Annotated in this window: 15 protein-coding genes; 5 read left to right on the top strand and 10 right to left on the bottom strand. The window is 70.8% G+C overall.

From position 1 onward, the window contains the following. Positions 1-167: 167 nt before the first annotated feature. The 4 genes from H6A23_RS07995 to H6A23_RS08010 all read left to right on the top strand — a co-directional run bounded on the left by H6A23_RS07995 (position 168) and on the right by H6A23_RS08010 (position 7,700). The gene (locus tag H6A23_RS07995; RefSeq protein ID WP_204831668.1) at positions 168-980 is read left to right on the top strand and encodes an FAD binding domain-containing protein; all 813 of its coding nucleotides are present in this window, start codon (positions 168-170) and stop codon (positions 978-980) included. Positions 981-984: 4 nt separating this feature from the next. Beyond that, complete coding sequence (locus H6A23_RS08000) at positions 985-3,780, top strand: molybdopterin-dependent oxidoreductase (RefSeq protein ID WP_204831669.1); 2,796 nt, start codon at positions 985-987, stop codon at positions 3,778-3,780. A gap of 423 nt (positions 3,781-4,203) precedes the next feature. Then, complete coding sequence (locus H6A23_RS08005; RefSeq protein ID WP_204831670.1) at positions 4,204-5,931, top strand: ABC transporter ATP-binding protein; 1,728 nt, start codon at positions 4,204-4,206, stop codon at positions 5,929-5,931. Then, the gene (locus H6A23_RS08010; protein WP_204831671.1) at positions 5,928-7,700 is read left to right on the top strand and encodes an ABC transporter ATP-binding protein; all 1,773 of its coding nucleotides are present in this window, start codon (positions 5,928-5,930) and stop codon (positions 7,698-7,700) included. Before H6A23_RS08005 ends, H6A23_RS08010 begins: the two co-directional genes overlap by 4 nt. A 106-nt stretch (positions 7,701-7,806) precedes the next feature. On the opposite strand, the gene H6A23_RS08015 is transcribed toward H6A23_RS08010, so the two are convergent. After that, a complete protein-coding gene (locus tag H6A23_RS08015; RefSeq protein WP_204831672.1) occupies positions 7,807-9,189 on the bottom strand; it encodes a M14 family zinc carboxypeptidase in 1,383 nt (460 codons plus the stop codon). Between the two features lie 88 nt (positions 9,190-9,277). Between H6A23_RS08015 and H6A23_RS08020 the strand changes: the two genes are divergently transcribed. Beyond that, positions 9,278-10,897, top strand: coding sequence for an ABC transporter substrate-binding protein (locus H6A23_RS08020; RefSeq protein WP_204831673.1), 1,620 nt, complete (start codon positions 9,278-9,280; stop codon positions 10,895-10,897). 156 nt (positions 10,898-11,053) lie between these two features. On the opposite strand, the gene H6A23_RS08025 is transcribed toward H6A23_RS08020, so the two are convergent. From H6A23_RS08025 to H6A23_RS08065, 9 genes are all read right to left on the bottom strand, one after another. After that, positions 11,054-11,635 carry a DJ-1 family glyoxalase III gene (locus H6A23_RS08025; RefSeq protein WP_204831674.1) on the bottom strand — a complete coding sequence of 194 codons (582 nt, stop codon included), beginning with the start codon at positions 11,633-11,635 and terminating at the stop codon, positions 11,054-11,056. Between the two features lie 36 nt (positions 11,636-11,671). Continuing rightward, positions 11,672-12,130 carry a PTS sugar transporter subunit IIA gene (locus H6A23_RS08030; RefSeq protein ID WP_204831675.1) on the bottom strand — a complete coding sequence of 153 codons (459 nt, stop codon included), beginning with the start codon at positions 12,128-12,130 and terminating at the stop codon, positions 11,672-11,674. A gap of 90 nt (positions 12,131-12,220) precedes the next feature. Continuing rightward, positions 12,221-13,276 carry a Holliday junction branch migration DNA helicase RuvB gene (ruvB, locus tag H6A23_RS08035; protein WP_204831708.1) on the bottom strand — a complete coding sequence of 352 codons (1,056 nt, stop codon included), beginning with the start codon at positions 13,274-13,276 and terminating at the stop codon, positions 12,221-12,223. Further along, positions 13,276-13,908 (bottom strand): Holliday junction branch migration protein RuvA, encoded by a 633-nt coding sequence (gene ruvA, locus H6A23_RS08040; protein WP_204831676.1) that lies wholly within the window; start codon positions 13,906-13,908, stop codon positions 13,276-13,278. The genes ruvB and ruvA overlap by 1 nt, the downstream gene beginning before the upstream one ends. Then, positions 13,905-14,411: a crossover junction endodeoxyribonuclease RuvC gene (ruvC, locus tag H6A23_RS08045; RefSeq protein ID WP_204831677.1), complete on the bottom strand. Its 507-nt coding sequence runs from the start codon at positions 14,409-14,411 to the stop codon at positions 13,905-13,907. Before ruvC ends, ruvA begins: the two co-directional genes overlap by 4 nt. A gap of 72 nt (positions 14,412-14,483) precedes the next feature. Further along, a complete protein-coding gene (locus H6A23_RS08050; RefSeq protein WP_204831678.1) occupies positions 14,484-16,304 on the bottom strand; it encodes a nitrilase-related carbon-nitrogen hydrolase in 1,821 nt (606 codons plus the stop codon). 115 nt (positions 16,305-16,419) lie between these two features. After that, complete coding sequence (locus H6A23_RS08055) at positions 16,420-16,803, bottom strand: desulfoferrodoxin (RefSeq protein ID WP_204831679.1); 384 nt, start codon at positions 16,801-16,803, stop codon at positions 16,420-16,422. 243 nt (positions 16,804-17,046) lie between these two features. Beyond that, positions 17,047-20,877 (bottom strand): DNA polymerase III subunit alpha, encoded by a 3,831-nt coding sequence (dnaE, locus tag H6A23_RS08060; RefSeq protein WP_204831680.1) that lies wholly within the window; start codon positions 20,875-20,877, stop codon positions 17,047-17,049. A gap of 389 nt (positions 20,878-21,266) precedes the next feature. Then, positions 21,267-22,322 carry a type IV toxin-antitoxin system AbiEi family antitoxin domain-containing protein gene (locus H6A23_RS08065; protein ID WP_204831681.1) on the bottom strand — a complete coding sequence of 352 codons (1,056 nt, stop codon included), beginning with the start codon at positions 22,320-22,322 and terminating at the stop codon, positions 21,267-21,269. Positions 22,323-22,600: the final 278 nt, after the last annotated feature.

The following is a 22,600-nucleotide window of genomic DNA, read 5'->3' on the forward strand; positions in this document are numbered from 1 at the left end:
GATTCCCTCCGACAGCGCGCCCCGGCGGCCCCCCGGCCGTCGGGGCGCATCCCGGCCTCCCCTGTCGGCAACCGTTGTTTCCGCGAAAGCATAACGGTGCGACGCGCGATGCCTCCTACCTGCGGTATCCTTAGGTGACTACCGAGAAAAACCAAAGAGGAGGACACGTGCTCACCTTCGAGAAGTACGTCCGCCCCGGCAGTGCGCGGCAGGCCCTGGAGCTCCTGCGGGAGAACCGCCAGGCCACCGTCATCGGCGGCATGATGTGGCTGCGCCTCGCCGACCGGACCTCGCCGCTCGGGATCGACCTCTCCCGCTGCGGGCTCGACAAGATCGAGGAGACCGGGGGCGCATGGCGCATCGGCGCGATGGTGACCCTCGGCGAGCTGGAGAGCCACGAGCGCTTCCAGGCCGCGACCTGCGGCATCTTCACCGAGGCGGTCCGCGACATCGTGGGCACGCAGTTCAGGAACCTCGCCACGGTGGGAGGCTCGCTCTACGCGCGCATGGGCTTCTCGGACGTGGTCACGGCGCTGCTCGCGCTCGACGCCGAGGTCGAGCTCGAGGGGGCGGGCACCATGCCCATCATCCCCTTCGTGGAGCGCGGGGCGAGAAACGACATCCTCACGCACGTCATCGTGCGCAAGCACCGCTACCGGGCCGCCTTCGAGTCCGTCCGCAACGCCGCGACGGACTTCTCCGCCCTCAACGCGGCCGCGGCCTGCTGGCAGGGCTCCTGGCACGTCACCGTGGGCGCGCGCCCCAAGAAGGCCACGCTCGTGACCGGCGGCGAGCGCATCCCGCTGCGCGCCGAGTTCTCCCCCGCCGAGCTTGCCGCCGCGTGCGAGCTCGCCGAGAGCCTGGACTTCGGCGACGACCTGCGCGGCACCGCCGCGTGGCGCCGCGCCGTGGCGCCTGCGCTCGTCCGCCGCGCCGTGGAGCGCGCGGCCGCCAAGCCCCGCGCCGAGAAGGAGGCGTAACGCCATGCAGATCACCCTCACCCTGAACGGCACGCGCCTCGAGGAGGACGTCCGCCCGGACATGACGCTCTTCGACTTCTGCCGCGCGCACGGTGCGAAGTCCGTCAAGTGCGCCTGCGAGACCTCCAACTGCGGCCTGTGCACCGTGCTTCTGGACGGCGAGCCTGTGCTCTCGTGCTCCGTCATGATGGCGCGCGCGGACGGCCACGACATCACCACCCTCGAGGGCATGCGCGGCGGCCGGCGCGAGCTTCTGGCCCAGTGCCTCGCCGAGGAGGGCGCGGAGCAGTGCGGCTTCTGCGCCCCGGGCCTCGAGATGGCCGTGCTCGCGCTCGACGCAGCCCGCCCGGGCGCCACGGACGAGGAGGTCAGCCGCTACCTCTCCGGCAACCTCTGCCGCTGCTCCGGCTACGCGAGCCAGATGCGCGCGATCCGCCGCTTCCTCGCCCGCCACGCAAACGGCGGCGCGCTGCCGCCGCGCGAGGTGCCCGCGGACGCCACCACCGAGTCGGGCGCCCCGCACCGCGAGATTGCGCGCCCGGTGGCGAAGAAGGACTCCGCGGCGCTGCTCGCCGGCGCGCCCGTCTACACCGCAGACCTCGCGCCCGAGGGCGCGCTCGTGGTGAAGCTCGTGCGCAGCCGCCACGCAAACGCCATCATCACGGGCGTCGACAAGAGCCGCGCGCTCGAGGTCCCCGGCGTCGTGGCGGTCTTCGGCCCGGACGACGTGCCGCACCACCGCTTCACCCTTGCGGGCCAGAGCTTCCCCGAGCCGAGCCCCTACGACACCGTCCTTCTCGACAGGCACGTGCGCTACGTGGGCGACGAGGTCGCCATGGTCGTGGCCGAGACCGAGGCCGCGGCCGCGGCGGGCGTGAAGGCCGTGAAGGTCACCTACGAGCAGCTGCCCGCCGTGCTCGACGTCGAGGAGGCGCTGGACAACGCCACCGTCATCCACGACGAGGACGACTGGACGCCCGGCGGCGACAAGTCCGGCGACCCCAGCCGCAACCTCGTGGCGCACGGCCAGCGCGTCCACGGCGACCTGGAGGCCGCCTTCGCCGCCTCCGACGTGGTGATCGAGCGCACCTACCGCACGCAGGCCACCGAGCAGGCCATGATGGAGACGTTCCGCTCCTTCGCCTACGCCGACGCCTTCGGCCGCCTCACGGTGGTGAGCTCCACCCAGGTGCCCTTCCACATCCGCCGGCAGGTGGCAAACGCCCTCGGCATCCCCAAGAGCCAGGTGCGCGTCATCAAGCCGCGCGTGGGCGGCGGCTTTGGCGCCAAGCAGAGCGGCTGCAACGAGCCCTTCGCCGCCTTCGCCGCGATGGCCACGGGACGCCCCTGCCTCTGCGTCCAGACGCGCGAGGAGACCATGTGCTGCTCCAACACGCGCCACGAGATGCTCCTCACGGTCCGCGTGGGCGCCCGGCGCGACGGCACCCTCACCGCGATCGACCTCCACGCGCTCTCCAACGCCGGCGCCTACGGCTACCACGGCACCACCACGGTGACCCTGGTGGGCGGCAAGGCGCTGCCGATCTACAACCACGTTGCCGCGAGCCGCTTTAGCTACGACGTGGTCTACACCAACACCACGCCGGGCGGCGCCTACCGCGGCTACGGCGCGACGCAGGGCTGCTTTGCCGTGGAGTCCGCCGTGAACGAGATGGCCGACGAGCTGGGCATGGACCCGTGCGAGCTGCGCCTCAAGAACCTCGTCAAGCCCGGCGAGACCCTCTGGCAGCTGAACGACGAGCCGCTCCACAGCTGCCGGCTCGACGAGTGCCTCGCGCGCGCGATGGAGATGGTGGGCTGGCGCGACCGGCCGCTCCATGAGGACCTGGGCGAGAAGGTCCGCGGCCTCGGCGTGGCCCTCACCATGCAGGGCTCCGGCATCGCGATGGTGGACATCGCCAACGTGGACATCCGCCTCGAGGACGACGGCTTCTACGTGCTCTCCATCGGCGCCACCGACGTGGGCACCGGCGCGGACACCATCCTCGCCCAGATGGCCGCCGAGGCGCTCGGCGTGGACACGGCGCGCATCGTCACCAAGGGCGTGGACACTGACACCTCCCCCTTCGACACCGGCGCCTACGCCTCCTCGGGCACCTACACCACGGGCGGAGCCGTCGTGCGCGCGGCCGAGGACCTGCTGCGCCAGATCCGCGAGCAGGCGGCGCGCATCTGGGACGTCTCGGTCGAGGACGTGGAGGCGGACGGCGAGTCCGCGCGCTGCGCGAGGGCGGACGGTACCGAGCAGGAGATGACGGTCGCGGCGCTCGCCAACAAGCTCATCGGATTTGGCCTCAACCCCGGCATGCTCGAGGGCCACGGCACCAACGCCCAGCCCACGTCGCCTCCGCCCTACATGGCGGGCATCGCCGAGGTGGAGGTGGACAAGGCCACGGGCAAGGTCACCGTCACGGACTACGCAGCCGTCGTGGACTGCGGCACCGTCATCAACCCGGCGCTCGCGCGCGTGCAGGCCGAGGGCGGCATCGCCCAGGGGATCGGCATGGCGCTCACCGAGCAGGTCGCGCGCGACGAGCGCGGCAGCCTGCGCACCGGCAGCTTCATGACCTACAAGGTGCCCTGCCGCCTGGACGTGCCCGAGCCGCGCGTGGAGTTCATGCCGAGCTTCGAGCCCACGGGGCCCTTCGGCGCCAAGTCCATCGGCGAGGTCGTCATCAACACGCCCTCGCCCGCCGTCATGAGCGCCGTGGCCCACGCCACGGGCCGTTACGTGCGGGAGCTCCCCATCCTGCCGAGCAAGGTCCTCGCGGCGGAGTAGCGGACAGCCCCTGCCCGCCGCAGAATTCGGGCGGGTCCCGGACGGCTCTCCCAGCGCGACCGTCCGGGACCCGCCCGTTTTCCGTGCCGCGGGAGGGGCCGCCCGCGGACCGTCCGTCCTTCTCGCCCCGCAGGAGACCGGCGCGATTGGGTGGCATGTTTGATGTGCCGACGGGCCCGGAGCGCGCACTGAGGACAAACTTAAACTACGGCTTTATCCGCTCGCCACATATTCGGGATGACTGGGCGGCACCTTTGATAAAGACCAGCTTTGATATCAGAGATGCCACCCAGTCGGGCGGGGAACGCGGCACGTGGGGGGCGAGATACGACCCCGGCCGACCCGCCGCGCCGCGGCCGAGAAGGACGCCCATCCGCACCCCGCGCTACACTTGAGCGGTTGGACGTTCTTCTCGGAGGCCAGATGTTCAAGCTCAGACGCTACCTCGCCGGGCACTACGCCGAGTGCGTGCTCGCGCCGCTCTTCAAGATGCTCGAGGCGCTGCTCCAGCTCCTCGTGCCGCTCGTGATGGCGCAGGTGATCGACGTCGGCATAGCCGCGCGCGCCGCCTCCTACGTGCTCGCCCACGGTGCGCTGCTCGCCGGGATGGGCGTCTTCGCCTGGGCCATCTCGGTCACGGCGCAGTACTTCTGCTCCCGGCTGGCCTCCGCCTTCGGTACGGCGCTGCGCGACGACCTCTTCCGCCACGTGCTCAGCCTCTCGCGCGCGGACGTTGAGCGCCTCGGCCGCGCGAGCCTGGTCACCCGCCTCACCAACGACTCCCAGCAGGTCCAGGACGGCCTCAACATGTTCTTCAGGCTCATCCTGCGCTCCCCCTTCGTGACCTTCGGCACCGTGGTCGCGGCCTTTCTCGTGGACGGCGTCGAGGGCGCGGCGCTGCTCGTGGCCGTGCTCGTCTCGGGCGGCGTGGTCATGGGCTTCATGCGCGTGACCACGGGCCGCTACCGCGAGATCCAGCGCGGACTTGACGACGTGCTCCTGGCCACCACGGAAAACCTCGAGGGCGTCCGGGTGCTGCGCGCCTTCCGCCGCGAGGGCGCGGAGCGGGCCGCCTTTGCCGAGGCGGCCGGCACCGTGCGGGACCGCCAGGTCGCCACCGGGGACATCTCGGCCCTCGTAAACCCGCTCACCTACGCGGCCATCAACTGCGGCCTCATCGCGCTTCTGTGGTTCGGCGGCCTGCGCGTGGACGCCGGGCACCTCACGCAGGGCCAGCTCGTGGCGCTCGTGAGCTACGTGAGCCAGGCGCTTGTGGAGCTGCTCAAGCTCACGAACCTCATCGTGCTGCTCTCCAAGGCCTCGGCCTGCGCCAAGCGCGTGAACGAGGTCTTCGAGACGCGCCCCTCCCTGGCAGACGGCACGCGCGAGGCCGCGCTCGCGCCGGGCGAGCCGGCTCTCGCCTTCGACGACGTGAGCTTTACCTACGCCGGCGGCGCCGGACACGCCCTCAGCCACGTGAGCTTTGCGCTCGCGCCCGGACGCACGCTCGGCGTGATAGGCGGCACCGGCTCGGGCAAGTCCACGCTCGCGAGCCTCGCCTTGCGCTTCTACGACGCCACTGAGGGCGCCGTCCGCGTGGGCGGCACCGACGTCCGCGAGCTCACGCGCGCGAGCCTCCGGCGCGAGGTCTCGCTCGTGGAGCAGGGCGCCACGCTCTTCTCGGGCACCATCGAGTCCAACCTGCGCTGGGGCGGCGCGGACGCGGGCGAGAAGGACCTCGAGGACGCGCTCGCCACCGCGCAGGCCGCCTCGGTCGTGGACGGCAAGGGCGGCCTTGCCGCCGAGGTCGAGCAGTTCGGCCGCAACTTCTCCGGCGGCCAGCGCCAGCGGCTCGCCATCGCGCGGACGCTCGCCCGGCGCCCGGGCGTCCTCATCCTCGACGACGCCTCCTCGGCCCTCGACTTTGCCACGGACGCCGCGCTGCGCCGCGCCATCGCGCGCGACTGCGCGGGCACCGCCGTCGTGACCATCTCCCAGCGCGTGACCGCCGTGCGCCACGCCGACCAGATCCTCGTGCTCGACGGCGGGCGGCAGGTGGGGCTCGGCACCCACGAGGAGCTCCTCGAGGGCTGCCCCGTCTACCGCGAGATCTGCGAGTCCCAGCTCACCGCCGAGGAGGTGGCCCGATGAGCGAGAAGAACCCGCGCAGGGGCGGCGGGCGCCCCTCGGACGGCACCGTCCGCCGCATGGTCGGCCTCATCGCCGGACGGCGCGGCGCGCTCGCGCTGAGCGCCCTGCTCACCGTGGCCGTGGTGGTGGGCACGCTGTCGCTGCCCGTGCTCTCCGGCCGGGCGGTCGACTGCGTGGTGGGCCCGGGCGAGGTCGACTTCGCCGGCCTGCGCGCCGCGCTCGCCTGGATCGCCGGGGCGCTCGCCGCCACGTCCGCCTGCCAGTGGGCGCTCACGGCCGTGACCAACCGCCTCGCCTTCGGCGCGGCGCTCGACCTGCGCCGGCGCTGCTTCGACCACCTGCAGGTGCTCCCGCTCTCCTACCTCGACGCCCACGGCCACGGAGACCTTGCCAGCCGCATCGTCACGGACGCCGACATGCTCACGAACGGCCTGCTCATGGCCTTCCAGCAGCTGCCCACGGGCATCCTCACCATCGTGGTGACGCTCGTCTTCATGTTCGCGCTCAACCCCGCCATCGCCTGCGTGGTGGCGCTGCTCACGCCCGTCTCGGTCTTCACCGCGCGCTTCATCGCCACGCACAGCGCCAAGCACTTCTCGGGCCAGACGCGCATCCGCGGCGAGCTCACGGCCTACGTGGAGGAGATGGTCGGTGGGATCTCTGCCGTCGAGACCTTCCAGATGCAGGAGGACGTCGCGGCGCGCTTCGCCGAGACGGACGCCGCGCTTGGGGAGGAGAGCTTCAAGGCGGTGTTCTTCTCGTCTCTGGTGAACCCCACCACGCGGTTTGCGAACGCCCTCGTCTACGCCGCCATCGGCATCTTCGGCGCCTTCGTGGCCATGGGGGGCGGCATCACCGTGGGCGGGCTCTCGGCCTTCCTCGGCTACGCCGACCAGTACGCCAAGCCCTTCAACGACATCTCGGGCGTGGCCACCGAGCTCCAGAACTCCGTGGCGTGCGCGCGGAGGCTCTTCTCCCTCCTGGACGAGCCCGCCGAGGAGCCCGACGCCGCGGACGCCGCCGTGCTCGAGCGGCCCCGCGGCGAGGTGCGCCTGGACCACGTGGCCTTTGGCTACGACGCCGGCCGCCCGGTGCTCACCGACGTCGACCTCGCCGTGCGCCCCGGCACGCGCATCGCCCTCGTGGGCGAGACGGGCTGCGGCAAGACCACCCTCATCAACCTCATCATGCGCTTCTACGACGTGAGCGCGGGCGCCGTGCGGGTGGACGGCCGCGACGTGCGCGAATGGACGCGCGAGAGCCTGCGCGCCGGCTGGGGCATGGTGCTGCAGGACACCTGGGTCCGCCGCGCCACCGTGCGCGAGAACGTGAGCATGGGCCGGCCCGACGCCACGCTCGACGAGGTCCGCGCCGCCTGCCGCGAGGCCTATGCGGACGACTTCATCTGCCGCCTGCCGCAGGGCTACGACACGGTGCTCGACGGCTCGAGCGCCCTTTCCGCCGGACAGCGCCAGCTCCTGTGCATCGCGCGCGTGATCTGCGCCCGCCCGGCAATGCTCATCCTCGACGAGGCCACCTCCAACATCGACACGCGCACCGAGCTCCTGGTCCAGCGGGCCCTCGCCAACCTCATGGCCGGGCGCACGAGCTTCGTCGTGGCGCACCGCCTCTCCACCGTGCGCGACGCCGACCTCATCTGCGTGATGGCGGACGGCGTCATCGCGGAGCGCGGGACCCACGAGGAGCTCCTCGCCGCCGGCGGGCGCTACCGGCGCATCTACGAGGCCCAGTTCGCCCCCACGGAGTAGGCGTCACGACCGCCTGAGTGACTGGTTTCGCACAAACGGGCCCCTCTGCGGGGCCTCGTCCGGCCAAAACCCGTCACTCGCGTAGCGGGGCCGAGGAGGGCGGCCGTCACGCCAGCCCGCGCACGTGCGCAACGGCGAGAAGGGCGCTCTCGAGCTGCGTGGCCACGAGGTCGCGGATGGGGATCGTCCGGTAGCGCGAGCGCGCCTCGAAGCCGGCGCACGCCTCGCGCAGCCACGCCTCCGCCTCGGCGCCCACCTCCGCGGCCACGACGCGCTCGGAGGAGGAGAGCCGGCGCTCGGACGCCTCCCAGTCGATGGCGGAGAGCAGCATGCCCACGTTCCGCGAGCGATAGAAGCGGCGCACGACGTCGGCGTCGAAGGCCTCGGCGACGGTCGCCTCGCGCGCGAACGCCGGGTCGGACGTCGCCTGGCGCCGCAGGGCCGCGTCGGAGGCCGCGAAGGACCCCGCGGCGAGCGCCCGGCGATACGGGTTCTTCTCGCCCAGGAGGCCGCCGAGCGCGCCCAGCCACCCCGCCACGAGCCTCCCGCACGCGTCCACCCAGTCGAGCCGGGCGAGAAGGACCTCGGAGAGGGGGCGCCCGCAGCCCGAGCCGTCCTCGATGGCGCGGTCATAGAAGTAGGGGATCTCGCACACGAGGCCGAAGGTGCCGTGGCGGCGCGCCGCGTAGGCCGCGCTCGTCGTGCCATGCCCCACGAGCGCGGCCGGGTCCGCGGAGCCGAGGGACTCGTAGTAGTCGTAGGCGTCCTCCGCCCCGAGGGCCCCCAGGACGGCGGGCGCGAGCTGTTTGGCGTAGGGCATCTCGGGCGTCGAGAGGTCGAGCGGGACGCCCCTGCGGCGAGCCGCGTCGCGGAGCGGCTCCCAGAGCGCGGGGGTGGGCTCCGTCTCGTACCAGTAGGCCCCGCCGAAGCTGCAGTTGTGAAGCGAGAGCAGAAGGTCGGGCCGCGCCTCGTCGATGAGGAGCATCCCACAGGCCGCCTCGGGCGTGGGCGCATTGAACGCGAGCCGCTTGTGCCGCACGGGGAAGGTCCAGTCCGGCTGGTCGGCGAAGTCGGGGCGGAAGTAGTGGCGCGCATAGTGGTACAGCGTGAAGGGGCCCTTGAGCCAGCCCTCGTTGAGGGCCAGGCCATCTATGTCCCACGCCTTGACGAGGTGCCAGGTGACGCCCAGCTCCGCGGCGAGCGCGGGCTCGGCAGCGAGGCGCTCGGCGAGGTAGCTCACCGTCATCACGCCCACGGGCTCGTTGGGGTGGGGCGCCCCGAGCGCCACGGCGGCGCGCTCCCCCGCCCCCACGGTGAGACACCTCACGGGCCGTCCGCCCCGCGAGCGCCCGAGCTCCGTCACGCGCACGGCATGCGCGCGGGCGCAGGCGAGCTCGTCCGTGGCCGCTTCGAGCTCGTCCACGGTGAGGAAGCACGGGTAGTCCGGGACGCCCCGGAGCAGGTCCTCGCACGCGCTGGCAAACGACATGGCGCCTCCCACAGACATGACGACGTTGCGTCGTCCCTCAGTTGCTACGATACGCTAAACCGGACATTCAGAAACCTTGGAGGCCACCATGTCGCACCCTAACCCCACAACGACGCCGCTCATCACCCGTCGCTGCGCGCTCGCCGGCGCGGGCGCGCTCGCGCTTGGGCTCGCCGCGTGCTCGGATGACGGGGACGCCGCGGGCGAGGGGGCCCAGGAGCGGGTCTTCACCTGGGGCGTCAAGAACACCAAGGAGACGCTCGACATGCAGCACTCCACGCAGAACGGGACCATCCCGGGCGCAATCTGCGAGTGCCTCGTGTCCTTCTCGCAGGACGACGGCACCGTGTCCCCCGTCCTCCTCACCGGCCTTCCCGAGGCGAGCGAGGACGGCCTTGCCTACTCCTTCGAGCTCGCGGAGGGCATCACCTTCCACGACGGGTCCGCCCTCACCGCCGAGGACGTGCGCTACACCTTCACGCGCATGTTCGTCCCCGAGCAGGCGTCGGTGTGCTCCGGCTACTACGTGATGATCGTCGGCGCCCAGGCCATGCTCGACGGGGCGGCCACCGAGCTCGAGGGCTTCACCGTGGAGGACGAGCGCCACTTCACCATCCGGCTCGAGTACCCCTACGCGCCCTTCGTGAGCGCGCTCACGCTCGCCTTCGCCCAGATCTTCCCCCACGAGGCCTGCGAGGCGGCGGGCGACGACTGGGGCATCGGCACGCTCGTGGGCACGGGCCCCTACCGGCTCGTCTCCAGCACCGAGACGGGCGTCTCGCTCGAGGCCTTCCCCGACTACCACGGCGGGGCGCCGGCGCTCGACCGGCTCGAAATCGTCTACATCGACGACAACAACACCAAGATGCTCAACTACAAGGCCGGCGACGTCGACGCCTGCGAGCTCGACGCGACCCTGCTCTCCCAGTACCAGAACGACGCCGAGGTGGCCGACCAGATCGTGTCCTACGAGCCCATGGGCACCTGCTTCGTGAACATCAACCTCAGCATGCCGGAGTTCTCCGACCCGCGCGTGCGCGAGGCGCTCTCGCTGGCCATCAACCGCCAGGAGCTCGTGGACACCCTGCTCTCGGGCGCGGGAACGCCTGCGACGCAGTTCCTGAACCCGCGCGAGATCGGCTACGACGACACGCGCGAGGCCTACGCCTACGACCCCGAGCGCGCCCGCGAGCTGCTCGCCGAGGCCGGCGCCGAGAACCTCTCCTTCACCGCGATGACGCGCGCCTCCGAGCAGAACATCATGGTGGCGCTCCAGGCCTACTGGGCCGAGGTCGGCGTGGACGTGAAGGTGGAGACGCTCGACAACGGCGTCTGGACCGACACGCGCGCCCAGGGCGGCATGCCAGCGACCATCGTCACCTGGCTCACCACCGTGCCGCTCGAGGGCGCCGTGCACCTCTCCTCGTGGTTCAAGACCGAGAACGCCGCCAAGCGGAGCTCCTTCTACGCCAACCCCGAGTTCGACGCCACCTGCGACGAGGCCCTCTCCGAGCTGGACGAGGGCGGGCGCGCCGAGCTCGCCCAGCAGGCCGACCGCATCCTCACGCAGCAGGACTGGGGCACGATCCCACTCTACTACCCCAAGCGCCAGATCGTCTGCCGGCCGTGGGTGTCCGGCATCGAGTTCCAGAACGCCATCATCGTGCTGAACGACGTCTCGGTGGACCTGGAGCAGAAGAGCGCGTAGCGAGAAGGATGTAGCGAGAAGGACGGGCCGTCTGGACGAGCTGACGCCGGTCCGACTGACACGTTTCGACCAGATGAGGCCCCTTTCGGGGCCTCGTTCGTTCAGAAGCTATCACTCGCCCGGGGCGGCGGGCGGAGCGGGGCGCAGGCCGAGGGCCTAGCGCAAAACGACGCCCTCGCGGACGCGCTCCACCGCCTCGTCACCCAGGTAGTGGCGGACGATCTCGAGCGCGAAGAGCATCGCCGTGCCCGCCCCCTGGCTCGTGATGAGGTTGCCGTCCACGACCACCGGCTCGTCGGCGAGAAGGACGGCGCCGCGCTCGGCGAGCACGTGCTGGAAGCCGGGGTTGGAGGTGGCGCGGCGCCCCTCGAGCAGGCCGAGCTCAGCCAGGATCGACGGGGCGGCGCAGATGGCGGCGAGCGGCCGGCCCGCCGCGGCGCGGGCGGAGAGCTCGGCGCAGAGCGGCTCGCAGGCGCGCAGGTTGGGGGTCCCGGGGATACCTCCGGGCAGCACGAGCATGTCGTAGTCCGCGAACGAGAAGCCCTCGTCGAAGAGCGAGCGCTTGCAGACGATTCTGACCTCGTGCGAGGACGTCACCTCGCGATCGGGCGTGATCGCCACGGTGTCGCAGGGGACGCCCGCCCGGAAGAGCAGGTCAACGACCGTGAGGCCCTCGATCTCCTCGAGTCCGGGCGCCACGAACACGGCCACGCGCTTCTCGCTTGCCTGCTTGAACATGTTGCCTCCTCTGGGTTGCGCCGCGCCGCGGCGACGCTAGTCCTCCGAGATTCCCGCGTTGATGGCGTCAGCGATGGCCTGCGGGTCGTCGGTGCCGCGGATGACGGTCTTGAAGTCGTCCTTCATGAGCAGGACGGCGGTCTTGGACAGGAGCTTGATGTGCACGGTCCCCGCCTCGCCCTCCGGGACGAGCAGGGAGATTGCGACGTCGATGGGCTTGTCGTCGAAGCTCGGCCAGGCGATGGGGTGGTCGTTCTTCACCACGATGACCGAGGCCTCGAGAATGGCGGGCGACTTTGCGTGCGGGACGGCGAAGCCGTCGGTCATGCCCGTCTCCCCCATCGCCTCGCGGGCAAGGAAGGCGTCGCAAACCACGTCGGCGTCGCTCGCAACGCCGAGCTCGGCAGCACGCTCCGAGATGAAGCGCAGCATGTCCTCGCGCGTGTCGATGCTCTGGCCGACAAAGACGTTTTCTGCCCTGACGAAGTCGCTCACGTGAGCCTCCTTTTTTCGCGTGCGGCGGGGTCCCGGCAGCCCCGGCCCACGCCCCATGATAGCGGTTACGCGGCGGGCACGCAGGACACGCTAGCGCGCCGGCGGCTCGATCCCCAGGTGGTCGAAGGCGGCGAGCGTGGCCTGGCGGCCCTGCGGCGTGCGCACGATGAGCCCGCGCTGCAGCAGGTACGGCTCGTAGACATCCTCGAGCGTGGAGGGGTCCTCGGAGACGGCGCTCGCCACCGTGGTGAGCCCCACCGGGCGGCCGCGGAAGGTGCTGCAGAGCGCGGTGAGGATGCGCACGTCCATGGTGTCGAGGCCCATGGCGTCTATCTCGAAGAACTCGAGCGCCTCGGCGGCCACCTCCCAGGTGATTGTGCCCTCGCGCTTGACCTGCGCGTAGTCGCGCACGCGCTTGAGCAGGCGGTTGGCAAGGCGCGGCGTGCCGCGCGAGCGCGAGGCGATCTCGGCCGCGCCCTGCTCGTCTATCTCCACGCCGAGGATGTGCGCCGAGCGGCTCACGATGACGCCGAGCTCCGCAGGCGTGTAGTAGTCGAGGCGGTACGAGATGCCAAAGCGGTCGCGCAGGGGCCCCGTGAGCAGGCCGGTGCGCGTGGTGGCGCCCACGAGCGTGAAGTGCGGCACGTCGATCCTGATGGAGCGCGCGGCCGGCCCCTTGCCGATGACGATGTCCAGGAAGAAGTCCTCCATCGCGGGGTAGAGGATCTCCTCGATCTGGTGGTTGAGACGGTGTATCTCGTCCACGAAGAGGACGTCTCCCGCCTCGAGGTTGGTGAGAATGGCGGCGAGGTCCCCGGCGCGCTCGATGGCGGGTCCGGAGGTGGTGTGCATCTTGGCGCCCATCTCGTTGGCGACGATGCCCGCGAGCGTGGTCTTGCCGAGGCCCGGCGGGCCCGAGAAGATCACGTGGTCGAGCGCCTCGCCGCGGTCGCGCGCGGCCTGGATGAGCACGCGCAGGTTCTCCCGCACGCGCTCCTGGCCGATGTACTCGTCGAGCGTGCGCGGCCTGAGGGTGCGGTCCTGGTCGAGGTCGTCCGCGGTGAGCTCGCCCGTGACGTCGCGCGGGCCCGCGGGGCGCGGCGCCGCGGCGCCGGCGAAGAGGTCCTTCTCGCTCGCCTCCCACATCATCGGCCACTCCCCAGGCGCCGCAGGGCGTAGGCGAGGACCTGCTCGATGGTCACGGCCCCGGCCTCCTCGTGGCCCTCGAGGGCGAGCTCGGCCTCCTGGGAGGTGAAGCCCATGGAGAGCAGGGCCTCGGTCGCCTCGGCGGCAACGCCCGCGCCCGCGGTGGCCACGCTCAGCGGCGCGACGTCGGGCTCGGAAAGCCCCACGAGGCCCCGCAGCTCGGCGCTCTTGGAGAAGACGTCGGAGAGCTCCACGATGAGGCGGCTCGCCTTCTTGCGGCCCACGCCCGGGACCTGCGCCATCCGCGCCGCGTCCTGCGTGGTCACGATCTGCGCGAGCACGGAGGGCGAGAAGGTCGAGAGCACCGAGAGCGCGAGCTTGGAGCCCACGCCCGAGATGGCGCGGAGCTGGTCGAAGAGGGCGCGCTCCTCGCGGGTGGCGAAGCCGTAGAGCTCCATCGAGCCGTCGCGCACCACCATGCGCGCGAGCAGCGTCACGCCCGCCTCGCCCACGTGGGGCAGCGACGCGGCGGTGGTCGACGAGACGCCGAGCTCGAAGCCCACGCCCCCCACGTCGAGCACGACGTGGGTGGGCAGCGCCTCGATCAGCGTGCCGGTGAGCTGGACTATCACGTGAGGGCCCTCCTTGCCTCCCCGAGGCTCTTCGTTCTGACGACGTTCGCGTGGCACACGGCGGCAGCGAGCGCGTCGGCCGCGTGGTCGGGGCGCGGGTCGTGGTCGAGCGCCAGGATGTTTCTCACCATGTAGATCACCTGGTACTTGTCGGCCGCGCCGGTGCCCACGACGGCCTGCTTAATCTGCATGGGAGTGTACTCCCCCACGGCAAGCCCCGCCGTCGAGCACGCCACGATGGCGGCGCCGCGGGCCTGCGCGGTGGCGATGGCCGACTTGGTGTTCTCCCCGAAGTAGATGCTCTCGATGGAGAGCTCGGTGGGGCCGTAGCGGTCGATGACGCCCCTGAGCTCCGCGTAGATCCTGCCCAGCCGCATGTCGATCGGCTCGGAGGCATGCGTGGTCACACAGCCGTAGGCCCGCGCGCGGCACGTGGAGCCCCTCGTCTCAACGACGCCCCAGCCCGTGTGCGCGAGCCCCGGGTCGATGCCGAGTACGACCATCTGCCTCTCTCCCGTCGTTCCATGATTCGAACGTTCGTTCTATCATAGCACGGGGGTGGCGTCCCGCAAGCCTCAGTTTTCCGAGAAGGGCCCCTCCCAGGGCAGCCGCGGGCCGGCGCCTGACGAGCCGTGCCGGCCGGGAGCCTCCCCCGAGGGCGTCCCAAAGGGAGAAAGGCCTCCCCCCTGCGAGAAGTCGCGCAGGTAGCCGAGAAGGTCGCGGACGTCGTGCTCGTGGTCCTCGCCCGCGGGCGATCCCGCACGCGCCGACGCACCGTCCGCCCCGCCCTCGCCCTCCGCCTCGCGGAGCATCTCGAGGGCCTCGGCCGCCCGGCTCGCCGCGCGCTCGTCCTCCGCGCGCACGCGGTCGCGCCACGCGAGGCCGCGCGGCGCGCGCGCCTCGGCGAGCGTCTTCGACGAGAGCTCGAGCACGAGCCCACGCGGCACCCTCGCGGAGTCCAGCCCGCGCAGGCGCCCCACGATGGCCATGACGACCTCCTCGTGGCCGCGCTCGGCCACGATGTCGGAGACCGGCAGCTCCCACTCGACGTAGCTCGAGAGCACGAGGTCCACGAAGGAGAGGCGCGCCTCGGGCGTGGGGTGCGAGCGCTCGAGGGCCCCCAGGTCGAGCTCGGGCCCGGGGATGCTCGCCTCGGCGGGAATCACGGGCGAGATGGTGTTGCGCAGGTGCGTGAGGGCCACGACGTCAGAGCGGTAGAGGTCGCCGAGCGGCTGGAGGCGCGCCGCGCTCGAGCGGGCGCTCCCGTCGAGCGCGAGGGCGGTCTTGTCGGCGCACCCGAGCGGCACCGCGCCCGTGCGCCGGGCGAGCTCGGCGAGGCGCGCCTGCGCGAGGTCGAGCGAGAGCTCCTCGTCCGCTCCGTCGACCGGCTCGAGCCGCCCGACGCGCTCCTCCGGGATGCGCAGCGCGCGCACGAGGGACTCCGCCACGGCGTCGCGCGCGGCGTCGCCCGTGCGCCGCAGGAGGGCGCGGACCCGCAGGGGGCCGAGCGCGTCGGTCGCGAGCGTGGCCACGAGCAGCGACCCTATGCGGTCGTCGACGAGCACGCACGCCCCCTCCTCGCCGGGGCACTCCTCGGCGAGGCCCGCCGTGAGCGCCCCCCAGGTCATGAGCGGGGCGTCGTAGACCTCGGGCGCGAGCGGCTCGGCGAGGGGGCCCTCCGCCGAGGGGTCCACGTCGCAGACCAGAAGCGCCTCCTCGAGGCTCGGCGCCTGGGCGGCGAGCTCCCCCCACGGCGCGAGCACGAAGCTCGAGCCGCAGAAGACCTGCCCGTCGTAGCAGCCCACGCCCCCGACGCCCACGACCCAGGCCCCCGTCGCCTCGGCGTCGGCGAGGTAGCGCCCCTCGAGCAGCGAGCTGCCGAGCGCGCTCGAGACGTCGTCGGCCGCAAAGCCATAGCCCGAGAGAAAGAGGATGACGTCGACGTCGTACTCGAACTCGTCGTACTCGTCCAGGTCCTCGTAGGTGAAGGCGACGCCAATCCGCGCCCCGGCGAACTCGAGCTCGGGCAGGGCGTGGGCGTCCCCCTCCTCGGAGGCGGCGGCCTCCAGATACGACGTCAGGCGCACCGGGACGACGCCTCCCGAGGAGACGAGCATCGCCTCGGGCAGCACGACCCCGTCGAAGTCGGTGAGCACGGGGACGAGGCACGGGCAGGCGAGCTCGTCGACCAGGCCGAGCAGGCACTCCGCCAGGTCCAGGAGGAACCCCTCCCGGTCGACGTAGGGCACGGGCGAGGCGCCACAGAGCGCGGTCGCGGGAAAGACGAGCAGGTCCACGTTCTTCTCGGCCGCCGCGCGCGACTGCTCCGCCATGCGCCTCGACGTCCCCTCGAAGTCGCCCGCGCGCGTGCGCATCTGCGCGATCGCAATCCTCATGTCAGCCCCCGCTCCTCTCGCTCCCCGCCTGCATCCGATTGTGCCACACGCGGCGGGGCCCCGGTCTCCCAAGGCCCCGCCGCGTCAGATATGCCTAAAAGGGGCCTGTCCCCTTTTAGGCAAGCTCGGCCTTCCAGAGGCCGTGGAGGTTGCAGTAGGCGTAGACGGCGCCGCCCTCGGAGCAGCAGGCGCCGAACTTCGTCGTGGGCTCGTCGCCCGGCCTCAGGTGCTTGAGGCAGAGCTTGCCGTCGGTGGCCAGCGCGATCCACTCGATGTAGTGCTCCTCGACCATGGGGTGGGCGACCTCGCCGACGGTCACGACGATGTGGTTGCCGTCCTTGGCGGCCACGGGGACGTGCTTCTCGGTGGCGGCGTCGGTGGAGCCGGCCTGGAGCAGCTCCATGGGCTCGCCGCAGCAGCTCGGCGTGACGCCGCCGTCCTTGACGACGGCAACGATGTTGCCGCAGTGGTTGCAGCGATAGAACTTGACCTCGGCCATGATGGGTCCTCTCTCTGGGTTGGGACGGCGCCCGCTGCGTCGCCCTTCCTCTATTGATACCCATCCGGACGCAATTCTAGCCACGGCGCGGGGCGCCCGGTCGGCGGACGGGCGTCGCGAATCCCCCGCAGGGCCGCCGCGCGGGGGCAAGGCGACGCTCTTCTCGCCCGAGGCGTCGCGAACCGCCCGCACGCCGGCCCCGCGGGGCCGAGGCGACATTCCGCCCGGCGCCGCCCGGCGCCCCTACGCCACCTTGACGTGCCCCTGCCGCCCCACGAGGTCGACCATCTCGGCGAGAAGGACCATGTTGTGCGCGTCGATGCGCGCGGGGAGCTCCATGCGCATGATGTCGCCCGAGGTGGACTCCACGCGCATCTCAACGCGGTCGAGGCCGGGGTAGCGCCCGAGGATGGAGCAGAGGCTGTCCATGTAGGGCCGCGTGAGCAGGCCCGCCGGGATGTTCACCTCGAGCACCTTGGGGCGGTTGCTCCGCTCGTCCAGGACGAGCGGCTCCACGTTCATGCAGATGATCTGGTTGCCGCGGTCGCCGCGCTCGAGCTTGCCCTCCACCTTCACGAAGACGTCGCCCTGGGTCTCGCCCGTCTCCTCGTCGACCTGGCCCACGAGGGCGCCGGCGCACTTCTTGTAGAGCTTGGGGAAGACCACAAGCGTGACCTCGCCCTCCATGTCCTCGAGCGTCACGATGGCCATGGAGTCGCCGTTCTTGGTGGTCTTCTTCTGCACGGCGTTGACCATGCCCGCGAGGCGAATGACCTTGCCCTCGGGCACGCGGAAGCGCTCGTGCACGCCGCCCGCGGGGTCCGTGTACTCCTCGGCCACCTCGATCTCGGCGATCGTGTAGTCGCGGTTCTTGGCGAGCGCGTACTCGTAGGGGCGCAGCGGGTGGTCGGAGACGTAGAGGCCGAGGACCTCGTGCTCCTTGGCGAGCTTGACCGAGCGGTCCCACTCCACGCCGTCGGGCTCGGGCACGGTGTTCTCGAAGCCGGAGCCCTCCACGTCGCCGAAGAGGTCGAACATGGAGAACTGCCCGGCCGCGCGCGTCTTCTGCCGCTTGGCGGCGGCGTCGATGATGTTCTCGGGGTTGGTCTTGTCCACGAAGCGCATGAGCTGCATGCGGGTGTAGCCCGTCGAGTCGAAGGCGCCCGAGCAGATGAGCGCCTCCGCCACGCGGCGGTTGGCCTGGCCCGAGTCCATGCGGTCCACGAAGTCGTGGAGGTTGGCGAAGGGTCCGTTCTTCTCGCGCTCCGCCATGATGGCCTCGCCCACGCCCTCGCCCACGCCGCGAATGCCGGCAAAGCCAAAGCGCACGCCCTCGGGGACGGCCGTGAAGTCGCGGCCGGACTCGTTGATGTCCGGCGGCAGGATGGCCACGCCCTCGTGGCGGTAGGCCGTAACGTAGTGGACGATCTTGTCGGTCTTGCCCATGTAGGACGTGAGGACCGAGGCCATGTACTCGCGCGGGTAGTGGGCCTTGAGCCAGGCCGTCTGCATGACGAGGATGGCGTATCCCGCCGAGTGGCTCTTGTTGAACGCGTAGGAGGCGAACTCCAGGACGTCGTCCCAGATGCGCTGCGCGATCTCCTTCTTGTAGCCGTTGGTGACGGCGCCGTTCATCCAGTGGTCGTAGGTGGTCTCGTCCTTGCCGTCGTCCCAGTGGAAGACCGTGGAGGTGAGGAGCTTGATCTTCTTCTTGGCCACGGGCTTTCTGATGCGGGAGTCGGACTCGCCGGCCGAGAAGCCCGACATCTTCATCGAGATCTTCATGACCTGCTCCTGGTAGACCATGGTGCCGTAGGTCTCGCCCAGGATGTCGTCCAGGCGCGGGTCGTAGGAGACGGCCTCCTCGCGCCCGTTCATGCGGTTGATGTAGCTCGTGACCATGCCGGCGCCCAGGGGGCCGGGGCGGTAGAGGGCGATAAGGGCGACGACCTGCTTGTACTCGGTCGGGCGCATGTTCTTGATCGTGGACGTCATGCCCGCGGACTCGATCTGGAAGACGCCCGCCGTGCGGCCCTCGCGCATGAGCTTGTAGATCTCTGGGTCGTCGAAGGGGATCTCGTCGACGTTGATGTCGATGCCGTGGTTGGCCTTGATGTTGGCGAGCGCCTTGGAGATGACGGTGAGCGTGCGCAGGCCCAGGAAGTCCATCTTGAGCAGGCCCATGTCCGCGACCGAGTGGCCCTCGTACTGGGTGATCTCCACGCCGCCCTTGGTGTCCACCTTGGTGGGCACGTGGTCGTTCACCGGCGTGGGGGCGATGAGGACGGCGCAGGCGTGGACGCCCTCGCCGCGGTGCATGCCCTCGATGGAGAGCGCCGCGTCGATGATGGAGCGCGAGTCGGCGTCGTTCTTATAGGCGTCCTCGAAGTCCGGGGAGTACTGGTCGGGCGCCTTCTCGGACTTGTGGAGGGCGTGGTCGAGCGTGAGCTTGGGGTCGTTGGCGAGCATCTTCGAGAGCTTCTGGCCCTGCCAGACGGGAAAGCCCAGCACGCGCGCGGCGTCATTGATGGCCTGCTTGGCCTTGATCGTGGAGTAGGTGATGACGTGGCAGACGCGCTCGGGGCCGTAGAGCTGGCGGACGTGCTCCACGACCTCGAGGCGCCGCTCGTCGTCGAAGTCCATGTCGATATCGGGCATCTCGGAGCGCTGCGGGGAGAGGAAGCGCTCGAACATGAGACCGTTGTCGAGCGGGTCGAAGGTCGTGATGTCCATCGCGTAGGCCACGATGGCGCCGGCGGCCGACCCTCGGCCGGGGCCCACGCCGATGCCGTTTCGCTTGGCCCAGCGCACGTACTCCTGGACGATCAGGAAGTAGTCGGCGAAGCCCTTCTCGCAGATGACCTTGTACTCGTACTCGAAGCGCTCGCGGACGTTCTCGCCGCCGATCTCAAGCTCACGCCAGTTCTCGCCGTAGCGGCGGGCGAGGCCCGTCTCGCACTCCTTGCGGAAGCGCTCCTCCGAGGTCTCGCCGGGGTCGAGGTCCGGGAACTTGGGCAGGTACATGTGCGACCAGTCGAGCTCGAAGCTGCACTTCTCGGCCACCTCGAGCGTGTTCTCTATGACCTCGGGCGCCCACGAGAAGAGCTCGCGCATCTCCGCCTCGCTCTTGAGGTAGAACTCGGTGCCGGTCATGCGCTTGCGGTTCTCGTCGTCGAGCTTGGAGGCGGTGCCGATGCACGAGAGCACGTCCTGGGTGGGCGCGTCCTCGCGCGTGAGGTAGTGGTTGTCGTTGGTGGCGATGACCTTGATGCCGAGCTCGTGGCCGAGCCGCAGGATCTGCTCGGAGAGCGTGCGGTCCGTGAAGCCGCCCCAGTTGGGGTCGGCCAGGCCGTGGTCCTGGACCTCGAGGTAGAAGTCCTCGCCGAAGATCTCCCGGTACGTGAGCGCCCAGCGCTTGGCCTCGTCCGGGCGGCCCTGGAAGTACATGCGCGGGATGATGCCCGAGACGCAGGCCGACGTGCAGATGATGCCCTCGTGGTAGCGGCGTAGCATGTCGAGCGTGGTGCGCGGGTAGTAGTAGAACATCTCGCCCGAGGCCGCCTCGCTCATCATCTTCATGAGGTTGACGTAGCCGGTCTCGTTCTTGGCCAGCAGGATCAGGTGGTAGCGGTGCTGCTTGGTCCCCTTCTCGATGCAGTCGTCCGTGATGAAGTAGGCCTCGCAGCCAAAGATGGGCTTGATGAGCAGGGAGGGGCGGTTGGCGCGCACGGCGTCGAGGTCGTGGGTCTCGTTCCAGATCTTGACGTCTGAGGCCCACTGGGCGTGGACGCGGTCGTGGGGCCTGGCGTCGGCGGCGTCGGGCTCGGGCTCCTCGAGCTCCCAGCCCTTCTGGAAGCACTCGACGTCGTGGCGCCACTGGCCCATGTCCTTCTGGGCGTCGTTGTACTTGCGGCACTCGAGGTCGAAGTCCGGGATGCCGAACATGTAGCCGTGGTCCGTGAGCGCGAGCGCCGGCATCTCCAGGTCCACGGCGCGCTTGACCATGTCCGAGACGCGGGTGGCGGCGTCGAGGATCGAGAAGTCCGAGTGGTTGTGCAGGTGAACGAATGCCATGCGTGGGTCCCGTCAGCTGTGCGTCAGTCGTGTGTCACCTAGTCTAGCCGATGCCCCGGACGCGCGGCGGCGGGCGGCGGGGCGCCCGACCTGCGGACCTCCGTGTTTGCGCAGGTGACGACCACAGGAATTCTTCACGACGGCAGGCGAGAAGGACGTGCGGAGCCCGGGCGACATTTTCGGCCCCGGGCCTGTCGCGAATCCCCCGCGCGGCGGCTGTGCGGGGCCGCGGCGACGCTTCCCGCCCCGGGTCTGTCGTGAATCCCCCGCAGGCAAGTTGCGCGGGGCCCGGGCGACATTTCCCGCCCGAAGAACGTCGCCGCACCCCCGCCGGGACGGGCCGCGGGGCCCGGGCGACATTTCCGCGGCGCGGGGCTGGCGAGCCGCCGTCAGCGGACGCGCCGCAGCGCCTCCCAGTCCGGGACCATGCGCGCGCCGTCCGGCAACGCCAGCTCCGAGCCGCGCCGGGGCACGCCATAGCGGTCGAGGTGCGCGGCGAACGCGACCGGGTCGTCCGTCAGCCCAAAGCGAAACCTCATCACCACGACGTCGTAGAGGGTGATGCGCGACTCGCGGTCCTTATCGTCCGCGAGCACCTCCTCGAGGCTCCGGCCGCGCGTCATCCCCTCCTCCACGTACTTGTCCGTGCCGTCGAGCTCGCCGAGGATAACGACGCCGTCCGCCCGCACCCAGCAGTAGTCCGCCCGGAAGGGCGCGCCTCCCTCGACGAGGTTGGGCACCTCCACCTGCAGCTCGGGGCACACGAAGCCGAGCAGGAGCATGCGCGCCCGCGCGATGGACTCCCCGCCGTTCTCGCTCCTCGGGTCCGCCCAGGCGAGGGTGCCGCGGACGAGGTCCCTCCCCCGGGACCCGTCGCGCATGGACTCGACATACGACGCGAACTCGTCGCGCGCGACCACGCCGGCGCGCAGGGCGGAGTCGATCATCCCGAGCCCGCGCGGAAAGTCGGTCCCCCGGAGGCAGTCGAACAGCGTCCGCTCCGGGCCGGTGACGCGCAGCCCACCGACCACCTCGATGCGGCCCTCCCCGGGCCCGGCGCGCAGGATGGGATGGCGGTGAACCAGCGGGCCGTTGGGGCTGTGCCCGGCGCGCGTGGTCGCAACGTGGACGTTTCCCTGGAGCGACCACGAAACGTCGACCCCGTACGCGACGGCGGCCGTGGGGCCGCAGAACACCCAGTCGGGATGCTGGTCCTGCAGCCCGCGCGCCAGGAACAGCGTGCGCTGGTCCGCCTTGAGCCCCTCCCAGCGGCGCGCGCTCACGTAGAGCCCGCGGGCGGGCGAGACCACCCTCCCCGCGGCGACCCTCCGCTCGAGCGCCCGATAGACGCGCGCGGCCCCGCGCCCCCTCAGGGCGAGGCAGCGCCCGCGCCCCTCCGCCTCGGCGAGCAGCTCCGCGACCTCCCGCTCCACGGCCCGACTCATGCGACCCCCTCTCTTTTGACGCACCTCCTCCACATCTATCGGGAATATCACAAGTTCGTATATTTATCTAGCTATAATTTAAGTCTATAATTTATTCTCCATGCAGTTTCGTGGCAGCTTTCTGTCATGTTCCGCCGGCGGGAAGAACGGCGGCCCCGAACCGCACGGAACAGCGCAGAACCGCGCGGCTCTGTCGCCAAGGCCCCGCGCGGCGGCCGCGCGGGGCTGAGGCGACGTTCCCGGCGCCGGGTTTGTCGCGAGTCCCCCACGCGCCGATT

This window comes from Olsenella uli (genome assembly GCF_016900775.1).
GTDB lineage: Bacteria > Actinomycetota > Coriobacteriia > Coriobacteriales > Atopobiaceae > Thermophilibacter > Thermophilibacter uli_A.